The sequence below is a fragment of the Enterococcus sp. 9D6_DIV0238 genome (assembly GCF_002174455.2).
Lineage (GTDB): Bacteria > Bacillota > Bacilli > Lactobacillales > Enterococcaceae > Enterococcus_L > Enterococcus_L dunnyi.
On sequence record NZ_CP147246.1, the window covers coordinates 1,740,246 to 1,752,294 of the forward strand.

15 protein-coding genes are annotated in these 12,049 nt (G+C 38.2%); 5 read left to right on the forward strand and 10 right to left on the reverse strand.

All coding sequences use genetic code 11. From position 1 onward, the window contains the following. Positions 1-35: 35 nt before the first annotated feature. The 8 genes from A5889_RS08130 to A5889_RS08165 form a co-directional block, all read right to left on the reverse strand. The gene (locus tag A5889_RS08130; RefSeq protein ID WP_087640599.1) at positions 36-728 is read right to left on the reverse strand and encodes an MgtC/SapB family protein; all 693 of its coding nucleotides are present in this window, start codon (positions 726-728) and stop codon (positions 36-38) included. Position 729: 1 nt separating this feature from the next. Beyond that, positions 730-1,599 (reverse strand): glycerophosphodiester phosphodiesterase family protein, encoded by an 870-nt coding sequence (locus tag A5889_RS08135; RefSeq protein WP_087640598.1) that lies wholly within the window; start codon positions 1,597-1,599, stop codon positions 730-732. Next, positions 1,600-2,382: a Cof-type HAD-IIB family hydrolase gene (locus tag A5889_RS08140; protein WP_087640597.1), complete on the reverse strand. Its 783-nt coding sequence runs from the start codon at positions 2,380-2,382 to the stop codon at positions 1,600-1,602. It lies immediately after the preceding gene. A 6-nt stretch (positions 2,383-2,388) separates the two neighbouring features. After that, complete coding sequence (locus tag A5889_RS08145; protein ID WP_087641521.1) at positions 2,389-4,035, reverse strand: PTS transporter subunit EIIC; 1,647 nt, start codon at positions 4,033-4,035, stop codon at positions 2,389-2,391. A 116-nt stretch (positions 4,036-4,151) separates the two neighbouring features. Continuing rightward, on the reverse strand, positions 4,152-4,913 hold the full coding sequence (locus A5889_RS08150; protein WP_087640596.1) for a MurR/RpiR family transcriptional regulator: 762 nt from the start codon (positions 4,911-4,913) through the stop codon (positions 4,152-4,154). Between the two features lie 209 nt (positions 4,914-5,122). Next, entirely contained in the window at positions 5,123-5,689 is a 567-nt protein-coding gene (locus tag A5889_RS08155) for a DNA-3-methyladenine glycosylase I (RefSeq protein WP_087640595.1), read from the reverse strand. Between the two features lie 247 nt (positions 5,690-5,936). Further along, on the reverse strand, positions 5,937-6,635 hold the full coding sequence (locus A5889_RS08160; RefSeq protein ID WP_087640594.1) for a glucosamine-6-phosphate deaminase: 699 nt from the start codon (positions 6,633-6,635) through the stop codon (positions 5,937-5,939). A gap of 154 nt (positions 6,636-6,789) precedes the next feature. After that, a complete protein-coding gene (locus A5889_RS08165; protein ID WP_087640593.1) occupies positions 6,790-7,548 on the reverse strand; it encodes a C39 family peptidase in 759 nt (252 codons plus the stop codon). A 244-nt stretch (positions 7,549-7,792) separates the two neighbouring features. Here A5889_RS08165 and A5889_RS08170 point away from each other — a divergent pair, with 244 nt between their 5' ends. From A5889_RS08170 to A5889_RS08190, 5 genes are all read left to right on the forward strand, one after another. Next, a complete protein-coding gene (locus A5889_RS08170; protein WP_087640592.1) occupies positions 7,793-8,158 on the forward strand; it encodes a hypothetical protein in 366 nt (121 codons plus the stop codon). A gap of 159 nt (positions 8,159-8,317) precedes the next feature. Further along, entirely contained in the window at positions 8,318-8,764 is a 447-nt protein-coding gene (locus tag A5889_RS08175; protein WP_087640591.1) for a GNAT family N-acetyltransferase, read from the forward strand. Positions 8,765-8,781: 17 nt separating this feature from the next. Next, positions 8,782-9,165: an ACT domain-containing protein gene (locus tag A5889_RS08180; protein ID WP_087640590.1), complete on the forward strand. Its 384-nt coding sequence runs from the start codon at positions 8,782-8,784 to the stop codon at positions 9,163-9,165. 80 nt (positions 9,166-9,245) lie between these two features. After that, a complete protein-coding gene (locus A5889_RS08185; RefSeq protein ID WP_087640589.1) occupies positions 9,246-9,980 on the forward strand; it encodes a class I SAM-dependent methyltransferase in 735 nt (244 codons plus the stop codon). A gap of 19 nt (positions 9,981-9,999) precedes the next feature. Then, complete coding sequence (locus A5889_RS08190; RefSeq protein WP_087640588.1) at positions 10,000-10,395, forward strand: DUF1622 domain-containing protein; 396 nt, start codon at positions 10,000-10,002, stop codon at positions 10,393-10,395. 52 nt (positions 10,396-10,447) lie between these two features. Here A5889_RS08190 and A5889_RS08195 read toward each other — a convergent pair whose 3' ends face one another. After that, the gene (locus A5889_RS08195; RefSeq protein WP_087640587.1) at positions 10,448-10,693 is read right to left on the reverse strand and encodes a hypothetical protein; all 246 of its coding nucleotides are present in this window, start codon (positions 10,691-10,693) and stop codon (positions 10,448-10,450) included. A 21-nt stretch (positions 10,694-10,714) separates the two neighbouring features. Next, positions 10,715-12,028 (reverse strand): PTS sugar transporter subunit IIC, encoded by a 1,314-nt coding sequence (locus A5889_RS08200; protein WP_087641520.1) that lies wholly within the window; start codon positions 12,026-12,028, stop codon positions 10,715-10,717. Positions 12,029-12,049 lie beyond the last annotated feature (21 nt).

A 12,049-nucleotide genomic window follows, 5' to 3' on the forward strand; every position in this document is an offset into this window, starting at 1 on the left:
CCAGCGGAGTTTTTCCACTGGGGGCTGCCTTTTTATCAAACACTGACAATCTTGATCTTCATCACATTCTTATGGATTGATATATCTTCGATCATATCCATATATGTCAAAGCAATCGGCAACTCAACTGTATAAACATTGTTATAAATACGAAGATCATTTTGAAATTCAACGCTGAACTCCACATCTTTGATCGTAATCTGTTTTTCCTCAAAATAATTATTCAAAAATTCTTTTGTTTGCAGTTTATGCACAAACTTTACTTCTACTTTTTTTTCACTTGGCACTTTGATGATCCGCTTCATCCAGGTCAAACCGATCATGATCGCTGCTGCACCAATGATCGCAATTGGATAATATCCCATACCGATAGCAATGCCCAAACAGGCCACCGCCCAAATAGTAGCAGCTGTTGTTAAGCCTAGAATCGACCGTTGTGTAACAACGATCGTCCCCGCTCCAAGAAAACCAACACCACTGACAACTTGTGCGATCAATCTTGCTTGATCTGACCGAATCACACCGCTTAAAGCAGGATCAGCTTGAGCCATGGCTAATGCATCGATCGAAATTTGATCTTGAATCAATGCAATAACTGTTGCACCAACACAGACTAAAATATGCGTACGAATCCCTGCTGGACGATTTTTATGTTCCCGCTCGATCCCAATACAACCAGAAATAATGATCGATAAGACAAGCCTAAACGTAATATCTACAAAAGACATCTTATAATTGTCCTTGCTTTTCTAGCCAAACTTTACGATACTCAGCTACCAATGCCGGCCAATCTGTCTGGATCACATTCGCCCCTTTAGCTAAGATCACACCCCAGCCACTTTCTTCCCCTTCAAGAATCGAACGGTTGTCATCGTAACCTGCAAATAATCTTTTCTGATCATCCATGGTCAAAGCATTAACCCAAACAAAAAGCTGCTGCTCCTTGATTTTTTGAATATTCTCTTCTTTGAAAAAATCATCCGTTTCTTCGACTACCTTTATTTCAACGCCAACAATATTGATTTCTTCCAATGCTGTAATTTGCTCTAATTCACTTATTGTTGAGACTTTCGGCATGAACATATATTTCACTGGACTTGCTTGTAAAAAAGTAACTACCTCTTCAGTAAGCGGTCCTTTCAGTAAAATTTGGTCAGCTGTTTGTGTTTTTTCTATCAATGCACAGATTTCCGGAAAGAAATTCCATCCTCGATCGATGTTGATCAAACATTTTCCCTTAAAATAATTCAAAGTTGTCTCTAGTTTTTCAACAGGATAACTTGTTTCTTCTAAGTTATCATTGATGTAAACAAGCTGATTGATCTCTGATGAGGTATATGCTTGAATATCGATATTCTGTTGAAAATTTTTAGGTTCCATCCCGCTATGAAAATGATAGATTTTTTTATCCTTCGATAAAACAACATCTGCTTCTAGAATATCTCCACCCATTTTAAGAGAGGCCAGATAAGCAGGGATCGTATTTTCAATGATATTACCTGCTGCGCTACCGCGATGGACAGCCAATAGTACTTTCTTTTCTTCCAGTAAGTGATTTAAACGCTGATTAATTGAGCGATAATTTTCTTTGCCGATCACTTAGACCGCCTCCTGTGTTTTGATAAAATGTGCAATCGCATCACTAAATCTTGGCACGACGAATGTTGCAGTTTTTTTAACATAATCAGGTGCATGCTCCATACAATACGAGACTTGCGCCTTTTGAAACATTGAAATATCATTCTCAGAATCACCAATTGCGATCGTTTTCGATGGATCCTCTGCGATTTTCAGTAAGGCTTCTCCTTTTGATGTATTATCTGCTGAGATTTCAATACGACGCTGTCCGACTTGGAAAATCGATAAATCAGAAAAACGCCTTTTCAACTCTTTCGTGATACGGCTCGCATTGTCTAGTGTGTCCGGTCGTAAATTTATTTTATAAACGTTTTTGTTGCGAACTGTTTCATATGGTGATTCTAAATAGTAGTACTCTAAGCCCAGCAACTGATTTTTAGCTTCATGCTTAAAATTACCCAATCTAGATTCACCATCCAGTGCATCAAAAATCAACTGTTGTTCCTCTAAATAATCGACTAATGCTAACAATGTCTGTTTAGCGATCGGTTTGTTGTACAAGACGTCATTTTTCTGATCAACGATCAATGCACCATTGAAACCAATTCGATAATCTAGTGTTATATCATTTTCTTTTTCGATATAAGCAATCTCGTCTACAGAACGTCCTGTAGCGATCCCCATATAACAATATTTTTCTGCTTCTTTAAAAGCATTAAGATCTTCTTTTGATACTTCAGATGAATCATATACAAATGTTCCATCGATATCGATCAGCATCACATTCTTTTTGATATTATCCATCCCCTTTTATTTTTCATCATCTTCTTCAAATATTTTCAGAATTTCATTCTTCAACACATTAGCATGTCCGCCGTAGATCGACTGCATTTGCATATCCGATTCAACAAAACCCATCGCTTGTAGTTTGCCTTTGATCACTTCCGGCTGAACTAAACTTTTATCTTTTACTGTAACACGTAAACGAGTAATACACGCATCCACATCAACAATATTGCTTCTTGTTCCATGAGCCTCAACTAATGCTAATGCTTGTTCTCTCAAAGCCGCATCTCCATTGTTTTTCCCTTTTTTCCTTCCTCCATCATATTTAGATTCCACGTCTTTTCGGCTGGAAAGCTTGATATCTGCTTCCGCACCACGACCTGGTGTAGCAAAATCAAATTTCAAGATCAAAAATCTAAAGACAAAGAAATAGATGATCGCACATGGAATTCCAGCAAGTAAAATCATATACCAATGAGTTTTAGTTCCTTGGATCACACCGTAAATCGTGAAGTTGATCAAACCATGTCCCATCGGCGCCATGACTGCTGCTCCTAGATATTGTGCCAAGACGGATGTTGCTCCGGCTAAAATCGCATGCACCCCATAAAGCATCGGTGCTGCAAATAAAAATGTAAATTCCAATGGCTCTGTAATTCCGGTAATGAATGATGTCGCAGCTGCTGCAAACAATAATGAACCAACAGCTTTCCGATTTTCCGGCTTACATGTTTTGTACATCGCATAAGCTGCCGCTGGTAAGCCAAACATAAAGTACACAAATTTTCCAGCATTGAATCGTGTAATGGTCGGATCAATCGCTGTAATGCTTGGATCAGACAGTGAAGCCATATATGCATTGATCGTTCCCCCGATCCGTTCACCGCCAATCACCCAAGAACCACCTAAATCAGTTGTCATTACTGGTAAATTCAACCCATGATGCAGTCCAAATGGCAATAGCGCCCGTTCCAGTACTGCATATAAGAAAGTCCCGCTATAACCAGATTTTACGATCAAGCCTGAGAAAGCAATGATTCCCTGCTGAACGAATGGCCAAACTAAGAATAAAATCGATGCCACAATCGCCATTACAGGAATCACCACCATCGGTACCAAACGCGGACCACTAAAGAAAGAAAGTACTTGAGGAACTTTGACCGTCAAGACCTTTTTATGCACCCAATAAACAACCAAGCCTGTAATAATTCCGCCAAATACATTCAAATCCATTGTTTGAATACCTAAAACAGAAGTCTGCATTTTTTCTGCTAATGCTAATTTAGCATCCGCCGGTGTTAATTCTGCGGTTGCAACTAAAGTTCCTGTTTGTATCAACAGAAAATTCAATACCTTATGCAGCACGATAAAACCAACCAATCCAGATAAAGCCGCTGAGCCTTTTTCTGTTTTAGCTAAGCCGACGGCAACACCTACTGCAAACAACACATGTAAATTACTGAAAACAACATCCCCTAATGTAACAAATAAGTTCATTAAAAATTGAAAAGCTTCATTCTGTAAGAATGGGTACATCTCAAGTGTTGTTGCATTGGTAAAAGCAGCGCCAATCCCTTTAATGATCCCAGCACCTGGTAAAATCGATACCGGTAATAGCAAGACTCTCCCAAACTGTTCAAAGGCTTGAACTACCTTACTTTTCTTTTTCATTTCATAACTCCTTTCTGATTTTGCTTCCATGATCACTATAGCATTTCCTATAGCTTGAAAAGCGTTTTCAGATAAAAAGTTCTCTAATAAAAAAAAATACCTATTTGAGTACTTTTTTACTCAAAGCTAGGTATTTTCGTGATCAATTTCTCATAAATCAATGTGCTCATCACATACAGCATCAACCGAGAACGCAGCTTTTTACGGTTACTGGGACTACTGTACGTCAATAAGGAATAGGTACTCAATGATTTTAATTGATTAGTGGACATATTGGTCACAGCAATAACCTTTGTCCCGTTACTTTTCGCTCGGATCATGATCTCGTTGATCTCACTTACTTCTCCACTTAATGAGAAAACAACGACCACATCCTGAGCTGTACTGATTTGCGGGATACGTTCAATTGAGAATTTGTCCGAATAATCATTCGTCCAAAGATCGATCAGTTTCAACTTACGATTGAATTCGGAAGCCACTTGTGAACTAGACCCTGTCCCGACACAAAAAATTCTTCGTGACTGCAACAGGCAGTCACAGATCAAATCGATCTCATCTTCATCGACAAGCTCCAGTGTCGTCAGTGTGTCCTTTTTTATCCCGTCTAAAATTTGAAGAAAATCAGCCTCTATTGGATAATCCGACTTTTTTTCCTTTGCAGAACGTACAAAAGCATATTTCAACTCATTAAACGTTGCATAATTCAGCTTTTTGCACGCCCGAATAATCGTTGCATTCGATACATACAGCTTATCTTTAATATCCTTCAATTTTAGATTTCCGACATCTTCAAATTTTAGGATAAAGTCAATGACTTCTTGCTCAGCCTCTGATAGTTTTTCATAGTTGGCATTAATATCTTTATATATGTCTGTCAAGTTGTCCAAATCCCTCCTTATTCAAACAATATGTCTTAAGCAGCGCTACCAACCAACGCCAAAAAGGTGGCCTAACATTGAACTATCAATAATCCATCCACTTAAGCTTATCTTATTTCTGAAAAAGTACAAGAGGTAGTGTGTATTTTTTTGTCTTGTTTTTATAAAAAGAGATTTAGCATTCATTTTATCCTTACTTTAAGGCAGATTTATTCATTTTTTTCTTTCCTAAAACAACTCTGCAGGTGATCATCGACTATTCCTGTCGCCTGCATGAACGCATAGACTGTTGTAGTCCCTAAAAATTTAAAGCCCAGCTTCTTTAGATCCTTGCTTATTTTATCTGACAGCTCTGTTGTTGCAGGCACTTCATGAATATCGGTCCAATTATTCTTGATGGGTTTATGGTCCACATATGACCAAATAAATCGATCAAAGCTGCCATATTCTTTTTGAATACGCATAAATGCTTGTGCATTATTGATTGCCGCAGCAATTTTAAGCTTATTTCTGATGATCCCAGGATCCTGCAATAAGGAGTCGATTTTCTCTTGTTGGTATTCAGCGATTTTTTCATAATCAAATTGATCGAAAGCTTGCGCCATCGTCGCCCTCTTTTTCAAAATCGTCGACCAGCTCAAACCTGCCTGCATACTTTCTAAAACTAACATCTCAAAAAGCTTACGATCGTCATGTTCTGCTGCTCCCCACTCTTCATCATGATATTTTTCTTCCAGTTCACTACCATTTGCCCAGTCACAACGCTTTTTTTCCATAGACTTTCCCACCTTTTTTCGTTTATACTAGAATAACACGGGAACGTACGTTTGTAAACGACGTGAAAAAAGAGGCGTGAAAAAATGTTCAGCCTATTTCCAAAACCCTCAAATCTTAGTGCTTTAGCACTTAGAATTCGACGTAATCGGATAGTAGCGTAGTAACTGCTTTTTTTCGCGCCAGTTATTCAATTGTAGAAAGCGAAATAAAACTGGTTCTTAGTTCTTTTCGCTCTCTTTCTAGGATTTATTTATCTAATTGACTTGCTGCTTCCTCATCAAGAATCACTGTCAAGTTCGGATGTAGCTGTAATACAGATGCCGGATATTCTTCTGTTACTGGTCCTTGAAGAACTTTTTTGACCATTTCTGCTTTTTTCGCGCCATTGACGATCAAAATCAAATGCTTCACTTTTAATACACTGACAGGACCCATTGTGACAAATTCCATGCCTTTAATCATTTCGCCTGGAACAAACCACGGCTCATCACCAGTCACTTTTACTTTGTAGGTTAAATTCTCAAAGCTTGTAGTCGTAGGCATATTGCCACAGAAATGTCCATCTGCGCCTAAACCGATCATCATCGCATCTAAACCGCCAGCTAACGCTAAACGCTTGTCTTGTTCTGCATAATTTTCTACAGTCAAAGGATGAATGTTTTCTTCACTGATATTTGCAGGCGTGAAATATAATTTTCTCAAATCTGAAATAGTGATTCCTTCCGCCTGATCAGGTACAGGAATTTCATCAAAATTATAGTAATGAACATTCGCATAATCTGGTGAATCTTTCACGATCTCCACCATTCTTTTATATACGCCAACAGGTGTATTCCCTGCTGTAATTGATAAATTGACACGTTTATCCTGGCTCATATGGCCAAGTAAAATATTTTTCGTTGTTTCACTCATTGCTTCAAAGTCTTTTTCGATAATAATTTTCATTCGGTTCACTCCATTTCCTTTTTATATCTTTATTGTACTTTGTGGGAACCATCCCATGTCAATGATTTTCCACAAATTAAAAAAACGCTTTCTTTTCATTGGAAATAAGCAAAACAGGGAATTACTTCAATCACATTCCCTGTTCTGCTATAAATTATTTGTAAATCACCCAAAAATTCAACGCCTCATTCAATAGTTCATCTGCAGTGAATTCTTTTGTAGAGTGTCCTTTTTCCTCTGTATCGTTAGGATCATTGACCCAAAACTTACCATTATTCGTTCCGCTAAGCACCATGATATGGCCTGTTTCTGTAAATAGGCCGGGTTTGACTGAAATGATCACTGGATGGTTTTGTTTTAAATGTTCTTCGACGGCTGTTATATCCGTTTCCAAATCTTGAAACTGGTAGCCTTTGACCATAGCAAAATCAGAAAAAGCTGCCCAAGCTGTTCCTTCACCTTCTAAATAATAATCATTTTTTGACCAGTTCAGGATGTCTTGCGGTGTCTGGTCCTTTTGGTCTAGATAAGTAGCCACCATTGCTAAAGATAAGATTGCGCAGCCATTGATTTCTAACGTATCGCCATCCGGATTACCTATTCCGTAGGGTGTCGCTTTCCAACGATCATCGGTTTGCAGTAACAGCTTGATCGGCATACGGTTAGCATATTTCCCTTGAGTTAGATTTTCATTGACTTGTTCTACATAAGTCAATTTTTTTTCTTTTTTTGGCTCTTTTTTACTTTCGCTTGTTTCGGTCGGTTTCACTTCTTCTTTCGGCTTCTCATTAAACACCGCTGAAAAGCCATGTCCTTCTTCCATTGGTGCTACCTTTGCTAAAAGTGCTCCCGCAAAAGCGGTCACGGTAAGTAATGCTATTATATAGGTATTTGACTTCTTAGTTGGTTTCATGGATATCTCCCTCTTTTAAGCTGAAAGTCTTTCTCATTTCTAAGTACTTTCAAAAGCAGATCACGAAAGAGTAATCTGTACTCCTTATATTACTGAATCTAACGAAAAAATCAAGTAGCAATCCTTTTTAGAAAAATGAAAGCGAACATATTTTCTTGAAATTTTTACATTTATTAGGTAGAATAGTACTATCTGAACAATCAGTGTCTGATAAACGCAGTAAATTCGTAAAGGAGGAAGAAGAATGGATAATGACCACAAATCAACAATGAAAAGCATTTCAAAATTGATCAGCCAATCTTCCCAAAGTTTCTTTTCGGCATTTTTAGACGACGCTAAAGATAAACAACATAAAAATAAAGAGCGTGAAGAAATTCTTAAGAAATTACAAATTGCTTCTGCTCAAAAGAGCTTAGTTGTTTTACAATTAAAAGAAGTGCCGACTTCCCAAAAATTCGAAACAGTTGCCGGATGGATCGTCTCTAAAACGATTGGAGACTCAATCATGTTACGATTACAAGAAGATAATCAGCAAATACGGATGATCACTGTTGCCCACATAAAAAAAGTAAGTACCTTGTCAAAAAATGACAATCGCCAAATAAAATAAAGTAAACTGCTGGCAAAGCACTAGTCGTTGCCAGCAGTTTTATTTTTTTAAACAATCGGCAGAAAATCACTACAAAAAAATAGTAAACAGGCTATACTATAGATAGAATACATTTTCATCAGTTGTCGCTTATCGCTTAACGAAGTAGGAGGAATAGTCATGTACCTTACCCTGTATAATGAGTCACACAAATCACTCATTGCTAATTACTGTTTGTCTGAACGAAAACTTCGCTATGTCCGAGAACCTCAAATAGCAGTCAATGATTCGCAGCGCTTCTCTGTTTTAGCCTTTGAAGATGGACTTTTGGTAAATTTTTTCACTTTGCATCGCTGTTCTGATGAGCCATACGATACAAACTGTTTGGTCGTAGAAGATATCTCAACCGATTACCGCCATCTGCGAAAAGGACACGCAACCAGAGCGCTTCAATTACTTCCTGAATTTGTTAAAGAGCATTTCCCAGAAGTTACTCACTTAATACTGCTAATAACTGAAGATAAAAATTTTACGCGCTCCCTATGTAAATATGCGGGCTTTGAAGATACAGGAAACCCCTCAATACCAATCGGTGATGGCCAGGTTTCTTTCCAAACATCAATTTAGTTCAAAGGAGAAAATACATGCACCTTACACTAATAGACTCAGTCGATTTTTCGATCATTCAATTTCCAGCAACTTATAACATCCCAAAATCTTTCCATGAGCTAAAAGCCTTTAAAAGCGTCACGTATACAGATGATGAATGCTCGATCATCGCACCAACGGATTTGATCGATACAACCAATGCATTAGCTGTCGATCCTGGATGGTTCATTATCCAAATAACTGGCGTTTTAGATTTTTCTTTAGTGGGTATTCTCACACAATTAGCCAACCCTTTAGCAGAAAATAACATTTCTATTTTCGCCTTATCAACCTATAATACAGATTATCTATTGATCAAAAATAAAGATAAAGAGCAAGCGATCAAAGTCTTAAGCACTTGTGGTCATACTTTTAGCTAACGCTCTTTAATGGGTATTCACCTAAAAATCTGATAGAATAAAATGTATAGTAAAAACACAGGTCTAAAGGAGGCTTCATGATGAAAAATGAGTACGATAATCCAGCTTTTTTTGAAGCTTACAGTCAAATGGATCGATCGAGGAAAGGTCTGGAAGGTGCAGGAGAATGGCACGAACTAAAAAAATTATTGCCTGATTTTTCTGGAAAAACCGTTTTAGATCTGGGCTGCGGGTATGGTTGGCACTGCCGTTATGCTGTTGACCAAGGGGCAGAAAAAGTCATTGGGATCGACCTTTCTGAAAAAATGATCAATAAAGCGAAAGAAATGACAACTTCTCCAAAAATCACTTATCAGCTGATGGGGATGGAAGAAATCGAAGGATTGAATGAACACTTTGATATTATCATTAGTTCATTAGCACTCCATTATGTTCGATCTTTTGATGACATCGCAAAAAAAGTGAAACAGTGTTTAAATCCAGATGGAAACTTTATTTTTTCTGCTGAACACCCAATATTCACTGCTCAAGGAGCAGAGGACTGGATCTATGACCAAAATGGGCAGCCAATTTATTGGCCGGTAGACCGTTACTTTGATGAAAGTATTCGTGAAACAACTTTTTTAGGCGAAACGGTCATGAAATACCATAAAACATTGACCACCTATTTAGATGGTTTACTGACAAATGGCTTTCGAATCACTCGAGTCGTTGAGCCAATGCCGGCACCTGAAATGCTGGAAGCCAGTGCAGATATGAGAAATGAACTACGCAGACCGATGATGTTATTAGTCTCTGCACAAAAAATAACGTGAGAATAAGGAGGATCGTTGAATGCACGATTTAGCACAAACAATCATGAATGATTTGATCCCTTTTTTTGATCTGTTTATTTTAGCGTTGAATGTCTTCTCGATCGCTATTTTAGTGTGGGGAGTTATCGTTGCCGGCATCGACTTCGTTAAAAGTGAACGCACAAATAGAAACCGAATCGTCATGACACGCCAAAATAATTTCATCAAAAGTTTTTTAGGCAGCTATATCTTATTAAGCTTGGAGATACTGATTGCTGCAGATATCATCGAATCGATCATTAAGCCCACCTTTCAAGATATTTTAAAATTGGCGATTTTGGTCGTGATTCGAACAGTGATTTCTTACTTCCTGCATAAAGAAATCGAAGATGCCTTGAAAGATAAAGAAGTAGAGATAGAATCAGCAAAAAAGTGAGTCAATGAGTAGAACGACTAGTATCGTTCGAAAAGATCGACTCACTTTTTTACTATTTTTTGATTTTTCGAGCAGCCAATTGACTCAGGTACTTACTTTGTAAAATCGTTGCTGCCACTAAGGTCATCAAAATAACCGGAATCAAGCTACCTAACCACGTACTGATTATTATTGCTGCACCTATAGTCAAAAGAGTCACAAAAATCACATGGCGTAATCTTTTTTGCAGTACCCACTGATTTTCTTTTAGCCAATAATGTGTAGCAAAAATAATTCCACCATAGATCATATAAAGCATCTTGTCCACTCCTTTTTTAGCTTACGCATCAGCGCTTTCAGCTACCGCTTCCTGCGACTCTTGTTCTACTTGAATCTTTTCGAACATTTTAAAGAAAGGATAGTAAATCGCTAACGATACTGCAAAACAAACGAATACCATTATACAAGCTACCCAATTCCAGTTAGAGGTGATTAGTGCTCCTAATGGGGCCGGTATTGAAAATGGCGGCTTGACCATCATTTTTGGCATCCACCCTAAAGCGGTCACTATATAGACTAAAATCGTATTCACGATCGGCACTAAAATAAATGGGATCGCTAGCAAAGGATTCATCACGATCGGTGTTCCGAAGATCACTGGCTCATTGATATTAAAGATTCCAGGTAGAATCGACAATTTGCCTAATTGCTTCAAATAGGTTGATTTAGAAAATAGAAATAAACATACTAATGCTAGTGTTGCACCTGTTCCACCCATTTGAGCGTACCATTGATAAAATTGCTCTGTGAAAATATTAGGTAGATGAAAGGCACTGGTCCCACTTTGAAACAATTCAGCATTTTCTAAAATTGCCTGATCCCAAAATGGGCGGATAATTGGTCCTAAAACGGCATGCCCGTGGATACCTAAGACCCAAAATAGACAAATCATAAATTGAGTGATGATCCCGCCAAACAAATTATTTCCAGTCAAGAAAACCTTTAGGGGGGAAATTGCTAGACTGAGCAGATCATTCAAATTAAAATCAAAGAAATGTCTAGGAATCCAAAAAATCAGAATCACTAATAGTGTAGGCAATAAGGCTGCAAAAGACTCTCCAACGACTGGTGGAACTCCCTCCGGCATTTTTATTTCCAAGTTCTTTTCTTTAGTAAAGCGATAAATCTCAACAGAGACCAGTGCGGCAACGATCGCTCCAAACAGTCCCTGCGAACCTAATGGCGTGATCGGAATATAACGGCCGCCAGCAACTGCATTGCCGGCAATATCCACTCCTTCTTGAAGATTGATCGGTACAACCATCAGTAATGTAGCCAGCATGGAAAGAAATCCACTAGTGATCTTGTCTAAATTGTACGTATTGCCTAAAAAAGAGCCGATCGTGAACGCTGCATACAAAGACATCAACCCCACCGTAAATCGAAATGGAACATCCAGCGCTGCCAAATACGGAGCGATCAATTCTGAATAGCCTGGAATCGGTAAATTCAGCAGTATTGTAAAAAATGATCCAACAATCGTTAATGGTAAAATCGAAATCAATCCATTTCGAATCGCCTGTAGATGCCGCTGGTTACCGATCGCATTCGCGATCGGCAGTAACTTCATTGCTAAACTATCAAACGTCTTCATCATAAAAATCTGTCTTCCTTT

Coding starts and splice junctions, on each gene's coding strand:
- A5889_RS08195 (WP_087640587.1), bottom strand. CDS start 10,693: ATGCTTTATATGATCTATGGTGGAATTATTTTTGCTACACATTATTGG.
- A5889_RS08130 (WP_087640599.1), bottom strand. CDS start 728: ATGTCTTTTGTAGATATTACGTTTAGGCTTGTCTTATCGATCATTATT.
- A5889_RS08190 (WP_087640588.1), top strand. CDS start 10,000: ATGCACGATTTAGCACAAACAATCATGAATGATTTGATCCCTTTTTTT.
- A5889_RS08145 (WP_087641521.1), bottom strand. CDS start 4,035: ATGAAAAAGAAAAGTAAGGTAGTTCAAGCCTTTGAACAGTTTGGGAGA.
- A5889_RS08175 (WP_087640591.1), top strand. CDS start 8,318: ATGTACCTTACCCTGTATAATGAGTCACACAAATCACTCATTGCTAAT.
- A5889_RS08160 (WP_087640594.1), bottom strand. CDS start 6,635: ATGAAAATTATTATCGAAAAAGACTTTGAAGCAATGAGTGAAACAACG.
- A5889_RS08165 (WP_087640593.1), bottom strand. CDS start 7,548: ATGAAACCAACTAAGAAGTCAAATACCTATATAATAGCATTACTTACC.
- A5889_RS08185 (WP_087640589.1), top strand. CDS start 9,246: ATGAAAAATGAGTACGATAATCCAGCTTTTTTTGAAGCTTACAGTCAA.
- A5889_RS08200 (WP_087641520.1), bottom strand. CDS start 12,028: ATGAAGACGTTTGATAGTTTAGCAATGAAGTTACTGCCGATCGCGAAT.
- A5889_RS08170 (WP_087640592.1), top strand. CDS start 7,793: ATGGATAATGACCACAAATCAACAATGAAAAGCATTTCAAAATTGATC.
- A5889_RS08155 (WP_087640595.1), bottom strand. CDS start 5,689: ATGGAAAAAAAGCGTTGTGACTGGGCAAATGGTAGTGAACTGGAAGAA.
- A5889_RS08140 (WP_087640597.1), bottom strand. CDS start 2,382: ATGGATAATATCAAAAAGAATGTGATGCTGATCGATATCGATGGAACA.
- A5889_RS08180 (WP_087640590.1), top strand. CDS start 8,782: ATGCACCTTACACTAATAGACTCAGTCGATTTTTCGATCATTCAATTT.